At 53.7% G+C, this 16,816-nt stretch carries 19 protein-coding genes; 9 read left to right on the forward strand and 10 right to left on the reverse strand.

Translation table 11 applies throughout. The features are described 5' to 3' along the window. Positions 1–32 precede the first annotated feature (32 nt). On the forward strand, positions 33–380 hold the full coding sequence (grxD, locus tag ACOQH0_RS09675; protein ID WP_421512117.1) for a monothiol glutaredoxin 4: 348 nt from the start codon (positions 33–35) through the stop codon (positions 378–380). Positions 381–457: 77 nt separating this feature from the next. On the opposite strand, the gene rnt is transcribed toward grxD, so the two are convergent. The 5 genes from rnt to eptA all read right to left on the reverse strand — a co-directional run bounded on the left by rnt (position 458) and on the right by eptA (position 5,138). Beyond that, on the reverse strand, positions 458–1,117 hold the full coding sequence (rnt, locus tag ACOQH0_RS09680) for a ribonuclease T (protein WP_421512118.1): 660 nt from the start codon (positions 1,115–1,117) through the stop codon (positions 458–460). Positions 1,118–1,213: 96 nt separating this feature from the next. Next, positions 1,214–1,621, reverse strand: coding sequence for a lactoylglutathione lyase (gene gloA / locus ACOQH0_RS09685; RefSeq protein ID WP_010430317.1), 408 nt, complete (start codon positions 1,619–1,621; stop codon positions 1,214–1,216). Positions 1,622–1,720: 99 nt separating this feature from the next. Beyond that, positions 1,721–2,818, reverse strand: a complete 1,098-nt coding sequence (locus tag ACOQH0_RS09690; protein ID WP_010430318.1) for an alkene reductase — start codon at positions 2,816–2,818, stop codon at positions 1,721–1,723. A 53-nt stretch (positions 2,819–2,871) separates the two neighbouring features. After that, positions 2,872–3,471 carry a TetR/AcrR family transcriptional regulator gene (locus ACOQH0_RS09695; RefSeq protein WP_421512119.1) on the reverse strand — a complete coding sequence of 200 codons (600 nt, stop codon included), beginning with the start codon at positions 3,469–3,471 and terminating at the stop codon, positions 2,872–2,874. A 41-nt stretch (positions 3,472–3,512) separates the two neighbouring features. After that, complete coding sequence (eptA, locus tag ACOQH0_RS09700; RefSeq protein WP_421512339.1) at positions 3,513–5,138, reverse strand: phosphoethanolamine transferase EptA; 1,626 nt, start codon at positions 5,136–5,138, stop codon at positions 3,513–3,515. 148 nt (positions 5,139–5,286) lie between these two features. Here eptA and ACOQH0_RS09705 point away from each other — a divergent pair, with 148 nt between their 5' ends. From ACOQH0_RS09705 to sodC, 3 genes are all read left to right on the forward strand, one after another. After that, positions 5,287–5,526 carry a DUF1289 domain-containing protein gene (locus ACOQH0_RS09705; protein ID WP_010430327.1) on the forward strand — a complete coding sequence of 80 codons (240 nt, stop codon included), beginning with the start codon at positions 5,287–5,289 and terminating at the stop codon, positions 5,524–5,526. Between the two features lie 48 nt (positions 5,527–5,574). Beyond that, complete coding sequence (locus ACOQH0_RS09710) at positions 5,575–6,471, forward strand: aldo/keto reductase (RefSeq protein WP_089600251.1); 897 nt, start codon at positions 5,575–5,577, stop codon at positions 6,469–6,471. A gap of 80 nt (positions 6,472–6,551) precedes the next feature. Continuing rightward, the gene (sodC, locus tag ACOQH0_RS09715; RefSeq protein ID WP_010430333.1) at positions 6,552–7,070 is read left to right on the forward strand and encodes a superoxide dismutase [Cu-Zn] SodC; all 519 of its coding nucleotides are present in this window, start codon (positions 6,552–6,554) and stop codon (positions 7,068–7,070) included. Here the strand turns inward: sodC and ACOQH0_RS09720 are convergent. Genes ACOQH0_RS09720 through ACOQH0_RS09730 form a run of 3 tightly spaced genes read right to left on the reverse strand, consistent with a single transcriptional unit; the run spans position 7,049 to position 10,181 of the window. Next, on the reverse strand, positions 7,049–9,082 hold the full coding sequence (locus ACOQH0_RS09720; RefSeq protein ID WP_421512120.1) for an FUSC family protein: 2,034 nt from the start codon (positions 9,080–9,082) through the stop codon (positions 7,049–7,051). The genes sodC and ACOQH0_RS09720 overlap by 22 nt on opposite strands. Continuing rightward, the gene (locus tag ACOQH0_RS09725) at positions 9,079–9,942 is read right to left on the reverse strand and encodes an efflux RND transporter periplasmic adaptor subunit (protein ID WP_421512121.1); all 864 of its coding nucleotides are present in this window, start codon (positions 9,940–9,942) and stop codon (positions 9,079–9,081) included. The genes ACOQH0_RS09720 and ACOQH0_RS09725 overlap by 4 nt, the downstream gene beginning before the upstream one ends. Before the next feature lie 2 nt (positions 9,943–9,944). After that, a complete protein-coding gene (locus tag ACOQH0_RS09730; protein ID WP_010430338.1) occupies positions 9,945–10,181 on the reverse strand; it encodes a DUF1656 domain-containing protein in 237 nt (78 codons plus the stop codon). A gap of 186 nt (positions 10,182–10,367) precedes the next feature. Here ACOQH0_RS09730 and slyA point away from each other — a divergent pair, with 186 nt between their 5' ends. Next, positions 10,368–10,808, forward strand: a complete 441-nt coding sequence (gene slyA, locus ACOQH0_RS09735) for a transcriptional regulator SlyA (protein WP_029485052.1) — start codon at positions 10,368–10,370, stop codon at positions 10,806–10,808. Between the two features lie 41 nt (positions 10,809–10,849). Here slyA and ACOQH0_RS09740 read toward each other — a convergent pair whose 3' ends face one another. Both ACOQH0_RS09740 and slyB read right to left on the reverse strand, forming a co-directional pair. Beyond that, positions 10,850–12,211, reverse strand: a complete 1,362-nt coding sequence (locus tag ACOQH0_RS09740; protein ID WP_421512122.1) for an MASE4 domain-containing protein — start codon at positions 12,209–12,211, stop codon at positions 10,850–10,852. Between the two features lie 198 nt (positions 12,212–12,409). Beyond that, positions 12,410–12,877: an outer membrane lipoprotein SlyB gene (gene slyB / locus ACOQH0_RS09745; RefSeq protein WP_010430343.1), complete on the reverse strand. Its 468-nt coding sequence runs from the start codon at positions 12,875–12,877 to the stop codon at positions 12,410–12,412. 254 nt (positions 12,878–13,131) lie between these two features. On the opposite strand from slyB, the gene anmK reads away from it, so the two are divergent. The 4 genes from anmK to tyrS all read left to right on the forward strand — a co-directional run bounded on the left by anmK (position 13,132) and on the right by tyrS (position 16,787). Further along, positions 13,132–14,256 carry an anhydro-N-acetylmuramic acid kinase gene (gene anmK, locus ACOQH0_RS09750; protein ID WP_108416859.1) on the forward strand — a complete coding sequence of 375 codons (1,125 nt, stop codon included), beginning with the start codon at positions 13,132–13,134 and terminating at the stop codon, positions 14,254–14,256. 93 nt (positions 14,257–14,349) lie between these two features. Beyond that, positions 14,350–14,673 (forward strand): C-type lysozyme inhibitor, encoded by a 324-nt coding sequence (gene mliC, locus ACOQH0_RS09755; RefSeq protein ID WP_023335447.1) that lies wholly within the window; start codon positions 14,350–14,352, stop codon positions 14,671–14,673. 57 nt (positions 14,674–14,730) lie between these two features. After that, positions 14,731–15,387 carry a pyridoxamine 5'-phosphate oxidase gene (gene pdxH / locus ACOQH0_RS09760; protein ID WP_003857601.1) on the forward strand — a complete coding sequence of 219 codons (657 nt, stop codon included), beginning with the start codon at positions 14,731–14,733 and terminating at the stop codon, positions 15,385–15,387. A gap of 125 nt (positions 15,388–15,512) precedes the next feature. After that, positions 15,513–16,787 (forward strand): tyrosine--tRNA ligase, encoded by a 1,275-nt coding sequence (gene tyrS / locus ACOQH0_RS09765; protein ID WP_010430352.1) that lies wholly within the window; start codon positions 15,513–15,515, stop codon positions 16,785–16,787. The last annotated feature ends 29 nt before the right edge of the window (positions 16,788–16,816 follow it).

Below are 16,816 nucleotides of genomic sequence, written 5' to 3' on the forward strand. Positions count from 1 at the left end.
AATGCCGTAACAGAAGTTAAAGGAAGCAAGACATGAGCACCACTATTGATAAAATTCAGCAACAAATCGCTGAAAACCCGATTCTCCTGTACATGAAAGGTTCTCCGAAGCTGCCAAGCTGCGGTTTCTCCGCGCAAGCGGTTCAGGCGTTATCTGCCTGTGGTGAGCGTTTTGCTTACGTTGATATCCTGCAGAACCCGGACATCCGCGCTGAGCTGCCAAAATACGCAAACTGGCCGACTTTCCCACAGCTGTGGGTTGACGGTGAGCTGGTGGGCGGTTGCGACATCCTGATTGAAATGTATCAGCGTGGCGAGCTGCAGCAGCTGATCAAAGAGACGGCGGCGAAGTACAAAACGGAAGAACCAGACGCAGAGTAAGTTTCTGCGTTAATAAAAAAGCGACCCGCTTAGTGTGGTCGCTTTTTTTTTACCGGGTGGCGCTGCGCTTACCCGGCCTACGATTGGCGATCGGCCTCATTATCCATCGGCAGCGGCCAGCCGCCCAGACGTTTCCAGCGGTTCACAATTTCACAGAACAGTTCTGCCGTACGCTCTGTATCGTAGAGCGCCGAGTGCGCCTGGGTGCCGTCAAACTCAATCCCTGCCGTGATGCAGGCTTTAGACAAGACCGTTTGCCCCAGCGCCAGACCGCTTAGCGCTGCGGTGTCAAAGGTCACAAACGGATGGAACGGGTTGCGTTTCAGCGAGGCGCGCTCTGCAGCGGCCATCGTAAAGCTGTGGTCGAACGTCGCGTTGTGAGCCACCATAATGGCGCGGCTACAGTCATTCTCTTTCATGCCTTTGCGCACCATTTTAAAAATGGCGTGCAGCGCGTCATATTCGCTGACCGCGCCACGTAACGGGTTTTTCGGATCGATACCGTTAAAGGCCAGCGCCTCTGGCTGCAGGTTTGCCCCTTCGAAAGGTTCAACATGGAAATGCAGCGTGGTGTCCGGTGTAAGCCAGCCCTGTTCATCCATCTTCAGCGTGATGGCGGCAATTTCAAGCAGCGCATCGGTTTTAGCGTTAAATCCGGCTGTTTCTACATCAATGACAACGGGATAAAAACCACGAAAACGGTCGCACAGACCGGTAAATTGAGCGTTATCGGACATCAGGGTCTCTTACAAGGGGAAAAAAGCAGTGCGCATTATGGCAAATTTTGAGAGGGGATGCAGTAAAACTACGGGCGCATAGTGCGCCCTGCGGGATCAGTTGCCCAGACCGCGGCCAGCATCTTTGGCTTCGATCAGTTCGATTTTATAACCGTCGGGATCTTCAACAAACGCAATCACGGTGGTGCCGCCTTTTACCGGGCCCGCTTCACGCGTAACGTTGCCGCCGTTGCTGCGGATACGCTCGCAGGCTTCCGCTGCGTTGTCCACTTCCAGCGCGATATGACCGTATGCGGTGCCCAGCTCATAGCTGTCCACGCCCCAGTTATAGGTCAACTCGATGACGGCTTCATCGGTTTCCGGGCCGTAACCCACGAACGCCAGCGAGTATTTGTATTCAGGGTTTTCGCTGGTACGCAGCAGCGTCATGCCCAGAACGTTAGTGTAGAAATTGATGGAACGTTGCAGGTCGCCAACGCGTAGCATGGTGTGAAGTAGGCGCATAATTTCCTCATTAACCAAAAGAATGGAGTAACTTTTTGAACAGAAACGATGTTTTAGTATAGCGGCGAAATGTCGCCGCTATCAATGCACAATGGAGGATTACAGCGAAGGGTAGTCGGTATAGCCTTCCGCGCCGCCGCCGTAGAAGCTTTCAGGGCGCTGTGGGTTCAGCTCCGCTTTCTTCTGCAGACGGGCAACCAGATCCGGGTTCGCAATAAAGTCACGGCCAAACGCGACCGCGTCGATCAGACCTTTGCCGATCAGATCTTCCGCTTTTTCTGGGGTATACGCACCCGCACCGATGATCACACCGTGGAAGCGCTCGCGCACTTTCTGGCGGAATGCTTCTGTGTAAGGCTGGCCGCCTGCCCAGTCCGGCTCGGACATGTGCAGATAAGCAATACCGCGTTTCGCCAGCTCTTCAATCAGATACAGCGCGTCCGCTTCTTCGTTCGGACCGTTGTCGACGTTCTGGAAAGAACCAATTGGGGAGACGCGAATACCAATACGGTCTGCGCTCCACTCTTTACAAACCGCATCCACCACTTCCAGGACCAGACGCGCGCGGTTTTCGACGCTGCCGCCGTACTGGTCCGTGCGGTGGTTAGAGGACGGTGACAGGAACTGGTGCAGCAGGTAACCGTGTGCAGAGTGCAGCTCAACCAGGTCGAAACCGGCTTCACGGGCGTTCGCCACTGCCTGACGGAAATCGTTCACGATGCCAGGGATCTCGTTCAGCTCCAGCGCGCGCGGCATGGAGGTATCGACGCGGATTGCATTGCCGTTTTCATCGCGCAGGGACGTTCGGGTATTTGCGCTCAGGGCAGAAGCGGACACCGGAGCCTGACCGCCAGGCTGGATGCTGCTGTGCGAGATACGGCCGGTGTGCCACAGCTGAACCGCAATGCGGCCATCTTCTGCGTGCACGCCTGCGGTGATTTTCTTCCACGCGGCAATCTGTTCCGGGCTGTGCAGACCGGGCGCACCGGCATAGCCTTTCGCCTGGGCTGAAATCTGCGTGGCTTCTGAGATGATAAGGCCTGAGCTTGCGCGCTGACGGTAATATTCACCCATCAGAGGCGTTGGGATGTCACCCGGCTCGATGCTGCGAAGACGGGTCAGCGGGGCCATAAACACACGGTTTGGCGCGGTAACGGCGCCCACTTTCAGTGGGGTAAATAACTTTTCAGCGGACATAACGACTCCTGAGTAGACCAGTCGACTAGTAATAATGTAAATAAAAACGCCTGCTAAGCGCCAGGCGCAGTAATACTGCTTTTTACATGTGCCAGCGCGCTTTCGAGCGGCACGGCACTGCGAGAAATCTTGGCCTGCAGGTTGGCTCCTAACCAGAGGGAGTATAAAACCTGAGCCTGTGTTAGCGGGTCACCGGGGAAGGAGAGCGTGTTTTCATCACGCCCCTTCTCCAGCGCCTGCGCGAGCAGGGCGATAACCCCGCTGGCACCTTTATCCATCGCCGCGCGCATATCTTCGGAGAGATCGCACACTTCCGCAGAGAGTTTTACCGTCAGGCAACCGCTGATGATGCCCTGCTGACAGAACTGCGTCAGCGTTTCCTGATAGTAGTTCAGAACACGATCGCGGTAGTTACCTGCACCGCTGGCGAAGTGGGTGGCAAGGCGCTGATGGTAGCTGGCGTAGTGCCGCTCCAGCATGGCCACGCCGAAGGCTTCTTTGGAGCGAAAGTAGTGATAAAACGACCCCTTCGGCACCTCAGCGGTTTTCAGTAACTCACTCAACCCCATACCGGTAAACCCGCGGTGCATGCAAAGACGCTCGCCGGTTGCCAGTAAATGTTCGCGTGTATCGTGTTCAGTGTGTCTGCTCATGGATGCACTCTAATAGACCGTTCGGTCTAATGCAAGCCTGTTCAATGACGACATGGCGACAAAATATCCATCTGTTGCTGATAAACCGTTGATTTCACGTCCATCATACCCAGTACGGTGGCGAACAAATTATCCTGCGATACCGCATCTTTTGCTGCATGGTCACGCAAACACTGCTCGTTGACGCCATAATTTTTCGCGTAGTCAGGGGAGAGCCAGAACATAAAGGGAATATGCGTTTGCTGTTCTGGCGCCAGCATGTACGGCGTACCGTGCAGATAAATCCCGCTTTCACCCAGTGATTCACCGTGATCGGAAAGATAAATCAGCGCCGTGTTCATGTTGGCCTGACGGGCTTTTAAGGCGTCAATCGTTTTACTGACCACACTGTCGGTATAGAGGATGGTGTTGTCATAGGTATTCATCAGCGCCTGATGATCGCAGTCCTGAATTTCGTTGGTATCACAGGTTGGCGTAAATTTTCGGAAACTGTCCGGATAGCGTTTGCTATACGCCGGACCGTGACTACCCATCAGATGGATAACCAATACCGTGTCTTGCTTCAGACCGTCCAGTACATTATCCAGACGATAGAGATCCACATCATCAATGCAGCTTTTGTCTTTGCAGAATTGATCAAGCTTCCACTGTGTCATGTCCGTGTGCGGCACACGGTCGCAGGCACCTTTACAGCCGCCGTCGTTATCGCGCCACAGCAGATTGACACCTGCATGGTTAAGCACGTCGAGCAGACCTTCCTGGTGACGCGCGAGGTCGGCATCGTATTTTTTCCGGGTCATGCCGGAAAACATACAAGGGACAGAAACGGCGGTTTCGGTACCACAGGATGAGGCCTGCGGGAAGTAAATGACGTCTTGCTTTTTCAGTTCCGGGTTAGTTTCGCGCCCGTAACCGTTGAGCGAGTAGTTTGCCGCGCGTGAGGCTTCACCGACGACCAGCACCAGCACGGTTTTTTTCTGCTGCCCGGCAATCAGTGGGCCTTTATGGGCATCTTCACCGATGCGTACCAGCGTTTGGTCGCCCGCAAACCAGCGCATTTTGCTGTATTTCACGACGGCGCTGACGTAGTTTGCCGGCGTGACCATTTTGACAATGCTTTTATTATTCCGAAACAGCGAGGCGTAATCTTTATAAAAGACGGCAGCCACCAGAATAATGACCAAAAGTGCCCCCAGCATTGCTGCAAAGCGCATCAGGAGGGCATACCACCATTTCCCGGTACGGATCCGCGTCAGGGCGAGTATGACGGAAGGGACAATACCGGCAACGGCAATCCACAAGATCATCTGCGGCGTGAGCAGTGCCGTGGCTTCCTGAGAATTGGTTTCAAACACGTTCACAATCATGTTCTGATCGATAACCGCGCCGTAGGTGTACATAAACCAGGTCGCGGCAGCACATCCCATGGTCAGGACAATCAGCAGCGGCTTACGAATAAAGGGAATATTAAGTAGGCTAAAGACAATCACCCAGCCGCAAAACAGCACCAGCGGTACGGAAGCGGCGAAGAGGATATCGTGCAGATGTGCAGGGGCGATAATGGCCCAGCTGCGCTGAATAAAAAGTGCATTTAGCGCAGTGAAGAAAAGCGCACAACCCAGAGTGAATTTAATATCGTTACAGTGTAACTTTTTTGCAAACCACATCATAAGCAAACCATTCTTTATAGTGATGCGGCGAGTATAGAGAGGGAAGATTAGTGAAACCTTAATGCCACAAAACGGTGGTAAATCTCTTGCACAGTAGGCGCATAACGTCTTCACTGTAAGTGATGGTCGGTTTGTGGAGGTGAGTGTGGCAGAGCAACTGGAATTTTTCCCCATCCAGAGCCCGTGCCGGGGGATTTGTCAGGTTGATGAACGCGGCTATTGCCGTGGGTGTATGCGTACCCGTGACGAGCGGTTTAACTGGCAAAACTTTAGCGATACACAAAAGCAGGACGTGCTTCGCCTCTGCCGACAGCGTCTGCTGCGCAAAATTCGCGCAAACAAAGCGGGGGAAACCGAAGAACCCCAGCAACCTTCACTGTTTTAACACGGTAATTGCGTATACTCATGACATCACGTTCTTGAGGAAAATGTTATGGTTCAGCGTATTACCCTTGCCCCGCAGGGCCCGGAATTCTCCCGTTTTGTCATGGGCTACTGGCGTTTGATGGACTGGAATATGTCCCCGCTTCAGCTGGCAAGCTTCATTGAAGAGCATCTCGACTTAGGCATCACCACCGTCGATCATGCCGACATCTATGGCGGCTATCAGTGTGAATCCGCCTTCGGTGAGGCGCTAAAGCTGGTGCCAGCCCTGCGTCAGCGGATGGAGATCGTCACCAAGTGCGGGATCGCCACCACCGCGAAACCTGAAAACGCGCTCGGCCACTATATTACCGACAGCGCACACATTATTAAGAGTGCCGAGCAATCTCTGGTGAATCTGGCAACCGATCATATCGATCTGCTGCTGATCCATCGTCCGGACCCGTTGATGGATGCCGATGAGGTGGCGGAAGCGTTTTTGAATCTGCACCAGAGTGGCAAAGTCCGACACTTTGGCGTGTCTAACTTCACCCCGGCGCAGTTTGCGCTCCTGCAATCGCGTCTGCCGTTTACCCTGGCCACTAATCAGGTCGAGATTTCTCCAGTACACCAGCCGCTGCTGCTGGATGGTACGCTCGATCAGCTGCAGCAGCTGCGCATCCGTCCTATGGCGTGGTCGTGCCTGGGCGGCGGTCGTTTGTTCAATGACGATGAATTCCAGCCCCTGCGTGACGAACTGGAAACCGTTGCCCGCGAACTGAATGCCGAAAGCATTGAGCAGGTGGTCTATGCGTGGATCCTGCGTCTGCCGTCTAAACCACTGCCGATTATCGGTTCGGGTAAAATTGAGCGTGTGCGGTCCGCGTTGGCGGCCGAAGAGCTGCAGATGAGCCGTCAGCAGTGGTTCCGCATCCGCAAGGCCGCGCTGGGTTACGACGTGCCATAAACCGCCATAAGGTGACTTTCCGGTGAAATCATTGCCTCTGGTATACACTTAAGGGGCAAAAAATAACCAGCGGAGGTCATATGAAGCGTTTTGCTCTGGCATTGGTCACGCTGGTTGTTTGCGCAGGGGCGCAGGCAGCCAGCGACGAAGTAGAAATGAATCTCGTCACCTCACAGGGGGTAGGTCAGTCCATCGGTACGGTGAAGATCACGGAGACCGATAAAGGGCTGGAGTTCGCCCCCAACCTCAAAGCACTTCCTCCCGGTGAACATGGTTTCCATGTCCATGCTAAAGGCAGCTGTCAGCCCGCTTTAAAAGAAGGCAAACCGTCGGCGGCAGAAGCTGCAGGGGGTCACCTCGATCCGCAGCATTCCGGCAAGCATGAAGGCCCGGAGGGAATGGGGCATTTAGGCGATTTGCCTGTGCTGGTGGTGAACAATGACGGTAAAGCGACGGATCCGGTGGTGGCGCCTCGTCTGAAAAAGCTGGATGAGGTGAAAGGGAAAGCGCTGATGATCCATGTCGGTGGCGATAACATGTCCGATCAACCTAAACCCCTCGGGGGTGGCGGAGCACGCTATGCCTGTGGTGTGATCTGATCCCCAATCGTTCCCGGTGGAGGTGCCTGTTCCAGCTGCGACAGCGAGCAGTGCAGGCGCCAGATTATCGAGGCCAAATCACGAGCCGCGGGCAGATGATGCCGCGCAAGGGTATCGCAGATCCGTTGCAGTTCAGCCAGCGTGGTTTCCAGCGGCCGCTGCTGGACGCCGCGCTCGCTCATTACATCGCGTAGCAGGGAGAGGCAGACATCGCGCACCTGCGACAGCGGGTCGGAACGCGTTTCCCACGCACGAAGCTGCCAGACGACGTGTGAACAGTTCAGCAGTACCACGCCCCAGCGTAACAGCCAGCGGCGGGAAAGAGAGTCCTGGCTATTATTGAGCTGGCTGACATGGTGATAAACCAGCGATTCATACTCGCTTTCACGCAGATGCGGTTTACGGCTAAGCTGGTCGACAAAACCCCGTCTTAGTTCACGGATATGTCTACGGCTTTTACGCGCATCAGAACCTGGCCGCAGTACGGCGAACGCCAGCCACGCCAGACCCACGCCGAGGATCTTCGCCAGATTGTCATTGAGAAAGTCGGCGTAATCATACACCGGTGGATTCGTCACTGAGATAAACGACCCCATAAAGACTATCAGCTGCCCCCAAAGACCGGCCAGCCTGGGCATTTGCAGCTTCAGCAGCTGCATGGTGGTTAACAGCGGGAACAGGAACAGCAGGAACTGCCACAGGTCGCTTATCTGAACCATCAATCCAAACTTCACCACAAAACTGAACAGCGACAGCAACAGCAGCGTGCGTAACAGCAGCGTAAGCGAGTTAAACGGTGACGCGGCAACGGAATAGAGCACGCAGCTGATGGCGGCAAGCGTCAAGGCCGCAGAGCCGGATTCCCACTGCGTGGTGATGCTCCACGCGCCAACGAGGGTAAGAGCGCAAAAGGTGCGAAAACCGCTCCACAGCGCTTCCATATAGTCGGTGTGGCGCGCCAGCACCGGGCTGCTGGGGACGGTGAATTCCGTTATTGGAGTGGCATTTTCGACCGCGTTGATCCAGCGACTGCTTCGCAGATACAGCCGACAAAAATAGTTCAGGCGCTGCCAGAACGCGCGGTGACGGTAATCGTATTCATCGACGGGAGCGAGCGGGGCGATGATCCTTGCCACGGTGTAGATGTCCGTATCCGGGCGGGCGAGGGCAGCGAGCAAGGTATCAATGACGGCGCGCGCGTTGGCAGGCGGCGCGGGCCAGTTGAGCAGCATTCGACGCAGGCTGGAGATAGCGCTGGTCATCCGCAACTGCTGATGCAGCAAATAGTTGAGGAGTTTGTTCTGCCGACGAAAGCGATAGTGGCTCCAGAAGGCCTGAATGCGCAGAAGATTCATGGTCAGGATCTGCCCGATGACCTTTTCGTGGGCCAGACGGATTTCATCGTTGGTATCTGGCTGCCAGAGAAGGCTTGCATGCTCCAGTAGGCGGGCATGCATGGTCTTCAGGGCGGTGATAAGCGCTGTACCGTCGGAGGTACTGGGCAGGATCATCATCATAAACCCACCGCTAAGAATGCCGACAATCACTTCACAGACGCGCGCCTGGGCGATGTCCCATAGCTCGGTGGTGTCGAGTACATTCACTACGGGAAAGGCAATAATGGCGGCGGTATAACCCGCCAGCTGGAATGCGTAGGCAACGTTATTGGTAAAATGGGCGCAGGCCCAGGTACAAAACCCCAGCCAGGCCGCCATGCTCAGTAAAAAGAGCCACGGATCGTTTAGCGTATGCCCCGCAATGATTAACGCCGCGGTGGCTCCCAGCAGGCTTCCGGCCACGCGCCCCAGACTTTTGCTGATGACCCCACCGACGGTCGGGAAGCTTACCACCGCCGCAGAGGTCATTGCCCAATAGGGTTCATCCAGATTCAGATAATAGGCGACGGTCAGCGCAAGGCACATGGCAATGCCGTTTCGCAGCGCGTAACGCCACTGAGGATGCGATGCTTTTACCCACGGAAGGTTTTGCCAGGAGAGCACCCGCAGGTTCATCTGCGCGTTCCGATAGAAACAGTACAGGTCGTGCCTGAAACCAGCGTGAGATTCCGGGGCAGGTTATCAAATTCTACGCGAACCGGAACGCGCTGTGCCAGACGAACCCACGGAACGTTAGGTTTAATATCGGGTACCAGGCCGGAATCCGTCTCAACGCTTTGATCGTAAATGGCGCGTCCAATGCTGGAAACGTGACCCTGTAACCTGTTCGAACCGCTGTAGAGGGTGATGGTCGCAGGCGCACCTTCCTGAATATGCCGAAGCTTGGTCTCTTCAAAATAGCCCACGACATAAAAAGAGTGGCTGTCGACTAAGGCAAAAACAGGTTGACCGGTAGTGGCATAGTTCCCCACGCGGGCAGAGAGGTTAGTCACCCAGCCATCGACCGGTGCTTCCACCACCGTTTGCGTTAGCGCCCACTGCGCCTGCTTGAGCGTAGCTTCCGCCACGTTAACGCTGGCTTGCATAGCCTTAACGTTTATGTTGGCAGTGTCTAAATCTTCGGCAGAGATATAGTTTTGCGACAAATGCCGACGGCGGGTCGCTTCGTTATTGGCTTTCGCGAGATCGGACTGCGCTTTCGCTAGCTGTGCCTGGGCGTTGAGGATGGCGATATGAAAGGGCGTATCATCAATACGGAATAAAACGTCTCCCTTTTTGACGAACTGGTTATCCTTAACAAGAAGCGTCGTGATGCTTCCAGACACCTGCGGTGTGATGCTGACCTGCTCAGCCCGAATTTTACCGTCGCGTGTCCAGGGGGACTGCATGTAATAGTTCCACATCCACCAACCGGCAATCAGCGCCAGCGCCAGAACAAGAAGAGTGGAAAAGTATTTCAGCGTTTTCAGAGACATATTCACCACACGGTCAACACAGCAAGGCCCAGGCATACGGAGAGGGCAAACAGGGAGAGATCCATCAGCATTGGGTGCCAGATCTCGCCGGAATACATCCAGTCTCGCAGGAGCCGGTGTGCGACAAGCCAGATAGCAAAGCCCACCAGTACGGCTTTAAACAGGGGAGGAAAATAGACTGATGCACCAAAGATCAGGTCCTGGAGGGGTAACCCCGTGGAGTTTAACGAGAACGTCACGAGCAGTGGTCCTTTGCAGTGAACTGAGTGCCACGATGGCCTGTCTTACAATGAAGTAACATCTGTATTCAGTGTAAATCATACTTTTATTAATGTTGAATGCAGTAATGCATTTGTTTTGGCAATATAAATACTGCACACTATTCTAAAATCAGTATAATAACTTAGCAAGCTAATTATAAGGAGATGAAATTGGAATCGCCATTAGGTTCTGATCTGGCAAGGTTGGTACGCGTCTGGCGTGCTCTGATTGACCATCGCCTGAAACCTCTGGAATTGACACAGACGCATTGGGTCACGCTGCATAACATTCATCAGCTACCGCCCGAGCAGTCCCAAATTCAACTGGCAAAAGCGATCGGTATTGAGCAACCGTCACTGGTGCGCACGCTCGATCAGCTGGAAGAGAAAGGACTCATCTCCCGGCAAACCTGTGCCAGCGATCGTCGCGCGAAGCGGATTAAACTGACGGAAAAAGCGGCGCCTATCATTACTGAGATGGAGGCCGTTATCAGTAAAACGCGAGGTGAAATCCTGTCCGGGGTATCACCTGAAGAACTGGAAATGCTCATCAGCCTCATTGGACGCCTTGAGCAAAACATTCATGAGTTGCAGTCACGCGACTGAGAAGTAAAAAAAGGCCTTGCATGAGCAAGGCCTTTCTCTTTTTACTGGAAAATCACCACGCGGTTTCGGCCAGTCTCTTTGGCCTCGTACATCGCCTTATCCGCACTTTCCACGCACTTCTCGGCGGTTATGTCCGGCGATGTTGCCGTGAAGACGCCCATACTGATCGTAATCGGCTCGGGCAGCTGCCCCTCACTGCTGGCTTTATCAAAATTGCTTAACTTTATACGGATGCGTTCAGCGACCTGGCGTGCCTCTTCTGAAGAGGTATTTTCCAGCATCAGGACAAACTCCTCGCCGCCGATACGTGCCGCGATATCTTGCGGTCGCACGGAATCCATCAGCAGGTTAGAGACAAACTGCAGCACCTTGTCGCCCTGCAAGTGCCCGTAGTTGTCGTTAATACGTTTGAAGCGATCGAGATCGCTGACAATCACCGAAACCGGACGGTTGGCTTTGGCGATAGCCAGCGCCTGATTTAATGAATCATAAAAATAACTGCGGTTATAAAGACGCGTCAGCGGATCGCGAATCGAGTTCTGATAAGACTGCTGATACTTTAAATGTGATTCACGATACAAATTGAAAACGTCGTAAAGCAGGACAAAAATAATAAGCAGCGTCGCGACAGTTTCAAATAAACGGGCGCGATACCAGGAGATATCTTCGGCATGCCCACCCACTAACAGCATTGACAGCGTGACCACATAACAGACGCAGAGGAAATTCCCCCCGACCCAGAAAAGGTTGCGTACGCGCGTAATAAACATCAGCGTTGCTAATGTCACTATCCACAGGACAATTAATGAAATATTAATGCACTGGCTCCAGAGAACCATAAACTGGCGGGTTTCATTATCCACCAGGTCAATTGATAACAAATCTGAATGGCTTGAATAGACCCAGGCCAGAAACACGGCACAAAAGGTAAAGACAAATAACCCGCTAATAATTGACACATGCGCCAGCCGTGACAGTGGCCGACTCCGCGTGGTGTAGAGTAATGCCGAGACGATGATCAGTATCGCCATTAACAGATGGCGGAACATGTAGTAAATCATCGCATCGTTATAGTTGACGACATTGAATTGATAGAGATCCAGCCAGGCCGGGAAACTCGACAGCGTGCCAATCATCAACAATGCCGAACCGGCAAAGGCGAAGGCGATCGCTACCAGATACAACCGTTTCCTGTCACACCAGTATTTCATTGCCATAAAACAGGCAATAAAGAGGTGAAATACCAGCAGGAATATGGTGAGTGTCGGGAACAGAAACGGTGAAAAGGAGGGGATCCATTCCACCAGTTTGATAAATAACGTTTGTAATATCCCGATGACAACAATGCAACCGAGACAGAACGAGATATAACGACCTTTTACAAAACGGCTCATCGCAAGCATATAATTTTTAACAAAGTTATAATGAATTAAAAGAGGTAAGTGCGATGAGTCTAATCTATTAATTCAATAAATACTTTGCGCAGAAACAATATCAGATAACATTAATAATAAATGCAATAAATATATATTGTAAATATATTCATTCAAATGATGTTTTTTGTAAATGGATGTGGCCCGAGAGCCACATCCGTTATCAGATTAACGCGGGGAAACCGTCACCTGACGGCCATTGCTCGCCAGAACAACACGCTGGCCAGCGGAGAAACGGGTGTTGCCTTGTTTCTGAACGACCATAATGGTGCTACCGTCATCTTTGCGGATTTCCAGCTCCACGCCCTGGGTTTTGTTCATTGCACCCTGAACGCCCTGGCCTGCGACACCACCGGCAACGGCACCTGCTGCTGTCGCCAGCGAACGGCCCGTACCACCGCCTACGGTGTTACCGAGGAAGCCGCCCAGAACCGCACCGCCGATAGCACCCATTACGTTGTTTTCATCGCCGCCCTGAATTTGAACAGGACGCGCATTAACAATGGTACCGTAAGTCACGTTCTGAACTTGTTTAGCTTCAGAAGCGCTATAGACGTCGCCAGAAAGTGAACTGTCATTCACACAACCAGCGAGTGTTAAACCAATCAGCGAAACGCCCAGTACACGTAAAATCATTTGAATCTCCTGTTCACCCAAAACGCCCGGTTCGGGCATCCATTATGGCTAAATTATATGGCATTACGGGCCATACTTCATATCTTTGCACTAACTATCAGAAAATTGTACTTGAATTTGGCTTAACGGAAGATAAACGGACTTCCCGCGTGCCACCTGTCTGACATTGTTAAAAAATATTATCTCCGCATAGCAAAGCACCGCTGTTTATGGTGGAGTGGATATCCTTAGCCCACTCAACGTAAGGAAAGCGCATGAAATCGGGTCGCTATATCGGTGTGATGTCTGGAACCAGTCTTGACGGTGTCGATGTCGTTCTGGCCGCCATTGATGAAAACATGGTGGCGCAGCAGGCGAGTCTGACCTGGCCTATCCCCGTTTCGCTCAAAGAAGACATTTTGAGCATATGCCAGGGTCAACAACTGACGCTTTCGCAGCTGGGACAGCTCGATGTGCGGCTGGGGGCGCTGTTTGCAGAGGCTGTTTTAGCCCTGATGCGCAAAGAGAATCTGCAACCGCAGGATGTGGTCGCCATTGGTTGTCACGGTCAGACCGTCTGGCATGAGCCCACCGGCGACGCGCCGCACACGTTGCAAATCGGTGATAATAATCAGATTGTGGCAAAAACAGGTGTCACCGTGGTGGGGGATTTTCGTCGCCGCGATATTGCGCTGGGTGGGCAGGGAGCGCCGCTGGTGCCAGCGTTCCATCACGCGTTGCTGGCACATCCGGTTGAGCGCCGTATGGTGCTTAATATCGGCGGGATTGCAAACCTGTCGATGCTGATCCCCGGTCAGCCCGTGCGCGGGTACGATACGGGGCCGGGCAATATGTTAATGGATGCCTGGATCTGGCGTCAGTGCGGAAAGCCCTATGATAAAGACGCGGAGTGGGCCAGCGAAGGCAAAGTCATTCTACCGCTGCTGCAGTCCATGCTAAGCGATCCCTGGTTTGCGCTGCCTGCGCCGAAGAGTACGGGGCGCGAGTATTTCAACTACGGCTGGCTTGAACGCCAGCTGGCGCAGTTCCCTGCGCTGGCACCACAGGATGTTCAGGCCACGCTCACCGAATTGACCGCAGTGTCGATATCCGAACAGGTTCTCCTCAGCGGAGGGTGCGAACGCCTGCTGGTGTGTGGCGGAGGGAGCCGGAATCCGCTGGTGATGGCGCGTCTGGCGGGGCTACTGCCGGGTACTGAAGTCACCACAACGGATGAAGCCGGGATCAGCGGTGATGATATGGAAGCGCTGGCTTTCGCCTGGCTTGCCTGGCGTACCGTTGCCGGTTTGCCCGGTAATTTACCTTCTGTCACCGGCGCGCGGGAGGCGAGCGTCCTCGGGGCGATTTTCCCGGCAAATCCGCGTCATAATCAGAGTTAACTGAAATTCATCGTGGCGTGTCGTCGTTAGAATGGAACGAAACAGGAGGGCAGCGATGCCCTCCAGGACCAGGAAAGTCTTCGGAATACGCCCATGAAAAAACTTCTTCTTATTGCCGCGCCTTTATTGCTGTCAGGATGCAGCGTCTATAACCAGCTCCTTGAGCGCATGCAGACTGATACGCTGGAATATCGCTGCGATGAAAAGCCGCTGACCGTTAAGCTGAATAATCCGCGTCAGGAAGCCAGTTTTGTCTATGACAACAAACTGCTGACCCTGAAACAGGGGATGTCGGCTTCCGGGGCGCGTTATACCGACGGGATTTACGTGTTCTGGTCGAAAGGTGACAGCGCAACGGTCTACAAACGTGACCGCATTGTGCTGAACAATTGCCAGCTCGAAAATCCGAAGCGTTGAGATTTTTACAGGGGCGGCGCACAATAGCGCCTCCCACTCTCAATGTCAGCTAACGCCATGTCAGATAACGACGAACTGCAGCAAATTGCGCATCTGCGCCGTGAATACACCAAAGGCGGCCTGCGTCGCCAGGATCTTCCCGCTGAACCCCTTGTGCTTTTCGAACGCTGGCTGAAACAGGCCTGCGAAGCGAAACTGGCCGACCCCACCGCCATGGTTGTCGCGACGGTTGATGAAAACGGTCAACCGTATCAGCGCATCGTATTGCTCAAGCATTATGACGAGAAAGGGCTGGTGTTCTATACCAACCTGGGCAGCCGCAAAGCGCACCACCTGGAAAACAATCCTCGCATCAGCCTGCTGTTTCCGTGGCACATGCTAGAGCGTCAGGTGATGGTGACAGGCAAAGCGGAACGTCTTTCGACGCTGGAAGTGGTGAAGTATTTCCACAGCCGCCCGCGCGACAGCCAGATTGGCGCCTGGGTTTCAAAACAGTCCAGCCGTATTTCTGCCCGCGGCGTGCTGGAAAGCAAATTCCTCGAACTCAAACAGAAGTTCCAGCAGGGTGAAGTGCCGCTGCCAAGCTTCTGGGGCGGTTTCCGCATCCCCATTGAGCAGATGGAATTCTGGCAGGGGGGTGAACACCGCCTGCACGACCGCTTTTTATACCAGCGCGACAACGGCGGCTGGAAAATCGACAGACTGGCACCGTAATCCCCGAAATTTGTTGATTTAAGCGCTAGCGCGCACCGCGCTTGCGCTTTATTCTATGGTCCTTTCGCATCAGGCGAAAAGTCGTGTACCGGCAAAGGTGCAGTCGTTTATACATGGAGAATTTGATGGCAAGCAGTAACTTGATTAAACAATTGCAAGAGCGGGGCCTCGTGGCCCAGGTGACGGACGAGGAAGCGTTAGCAGAGCGACTGGCGCAAGGCCCGATCGCGCTCTATTGCGGCTTCGATCCCACCGCTGACAGCTTGCATTTGGGGCATCTTGTTCCATTGTTATGCCTGAAACGCTTCCAGATGGCGGGCCATAAGCCTGTTGCCCTGGTGGGCGGCGCGACCGGTCTGATTGGTGACCCAAGCTTCAAAGCCGCTGAGCGTAAACTGAACACAGAAGACACTGTGCAGGAGTGGGTGGATAAAATCCGCAAACAGGTGGCACCGTTCCTCGACTTCAACTGTGGCGACAACTCCGCAATTGCTGCTAACAACTACGACTGGTTTGGTGGCATGAACGTGCTGACCTTCCTGCGTGATATCGGCAAACACTTCTCTGTTAACCAGATGATTAACAAAGAAGCCGTGAAGCAGCGTCTGAACCGTGACGACCAGGGCATCTCCTTCACCGAGTTCTCCTACAACCTGCTGCAGGGCTATGACTTTGCCTGCCTGAACAAACTGCACGGCGTTTCCCTGCAGATTGGCGGTTCTGACCAGTGGGGTAACATTACCTCCGGTATCGATCTGACTCGTCGCCTGCATCAGAACCAGGTCTTTGGTCTGACCGTTCCGCTGATCACCAAAGCCGACGGCACCAAATTCGGTAAGACCGAAGGCGGCGCGGTATGGCTCGATCCGAAGAAAACCAGCCCGTACAAATTCTACCAGTTCTGGATCAACACGGCGGATGCCGATGTTTATCGCTTCCTGAAGTTTTTCACCTTTATGGACATTGAAGAAATCAATGCGCTGGAAGAAGAAGACAAGAACAGCGGTAAAGCGCCACGTGCTCAGTACGTGCTGGCGGATGAAGTGACCAAACTGGTCCACGGTGAAGACGGTCTGGCCGCGGCAAAACGCATTACCGCAAGCCTGTTCAACGGTACCCTGAGCGATCTGAGCGAAGCGGACTTCGAACAGCTGGCGCAGGACGGCGTGCCAATGGTTGAGATGGAGAAAGGGGCTGACCTGATGCAGGCGCTGGTGGATTCTGAGCTGCAGCCGTCTCGCGGTCAGGCACGTAAAACCATCGCGTCTAACGCCATTACCATTAACGGTGAGAAGCAGGCTGACCCGGAATACACCTTCGTTGACGGCGATCGTCTGTACGGACGTTACACGCTGCTGCGTCGCGGTAAGAAAAATTACTGTCTGGTCTGCTGGAAGTAATTAAAAGTACACAGGGGCGTGGGAAACCA

The organism is Enterobacter sp. JS8-1, assembly GCF_049187015.1.
Taxonomy (GTDB): Bacteria; Pseudomonadota; Gammaproteobacteria; order Enterobacterales; family Enterobacteriaceae; genus Enterobacter; species Enterobacter mori.

Coding starts and splice junctions, on each gene's coding strand:
- grxD (WP_421512117.1), top strand. CDS start 33: ATGAGCACCACTATTGATAAAATTCAGCAACAAATCGCTGAAAACCCG.
- rnt (WP_421512118.1), bottom strand. CDS start 1,117: ATGTCCGATAACGCTCAATTTACCGGTCTGTGCGACCGTTTTCGTGGT.
- gloA (WP_010430317.1), bottom strand. CDS start 1,621: ATGCGCCTACTTCACACCATGCTACGCGTTGGCGACCTGCAACGTTCC.
- ACOQH0_RS09690 (WP_010430318.1), bottom strand. CDS start 2,818: ATGTCCGCTGAAAAGTTATTTACCCCACTGAAAGTGGGCGCCGTTACC.
- ACOQH0_RS09695 (WP_421512119.1), bottom strand. CDS start 3,471: ATGAGCAGACACACTGAACACGATACACGCGAACATTTACTGGCAACC.
- eptA (WP_421512339.1), bottom strand. CDS start 5,138: ATGTGGTTTGCAAAAAAGTTACACTGTAACGATATTAAATTCACTCTG.
- ACOQH0_RS09710 (WP_089600251.1), top strand. CDS start 5,575: ATGGTTCAGCGTATTACCCTTGCCCCGCAGGGCCCGGAATTCTCCCGT.
- sodC (WP_010430333.1), top strand. CDS start 6,552: ATGAAGCGTTTTGCTCTGGCATTGGTCACGCTGGTTGTTTGCGCAGGG.
- ACOQH0_RS09720 (WP_421512120.1), bottom strand. CDS start 9,082: ATGAACCTGCGGGTGCTCTCCTGGCAAAACCTTCCGTGGGTAAAAGCA.
- ACOQH0_RS09725 (WP_421512121.1), bottom strand. CDS start 9,942: ATGTCTCTGAAAACGCTGAAATACTTTTCCACTCTTCTTGTTCTGGCG.
- slyA (WP_029485052.1), top strand. CDS start 10,368: ATGAAATTGGAATCGCCATTAGGTTCTGATCTGGCAAGGTTGGTACGC.
- ACOQH0_RS09740 (WP_421512122.1), bottom strand. CDS start 12,211: ATGCTTGCGATGAGCCGTTTTGTAAAAGGTCGTTATATCTCGTTCTGT.
- slyB (WP_010430343.1), bottom strand. CDS start 12,877: ATGATTTTACGTGTACTGGGCGTTTCGCTGATTGGTTTAACACTCGCT.
- anmK (WP_108416859.1), top strand. CDS start 13,132: ATGAAATCGGGTCGCTATATCGGTGTGATGTCTGGAACCAGTCTTGAC.
- mliC (WP_023335447.1), top strand. CDS start 14,350: ATGAAAAAACTTCTTCTTATTGCCGCGCCTTTATTGCTGTCAGGATGC.
- pdxH (WP_003857601.1), top strand. CDS start 14,731: ATGTCAGATAACGACGAACTGCAGCAAATTGCGCATCTGCGCCGTGAA.
- tyrS (WP_010430352.1), top strand. CDS start 15,513: ATGGCAAGCAGTAACTTGATTAAACAATTGCAAGAGCGGGGCCTCGTG.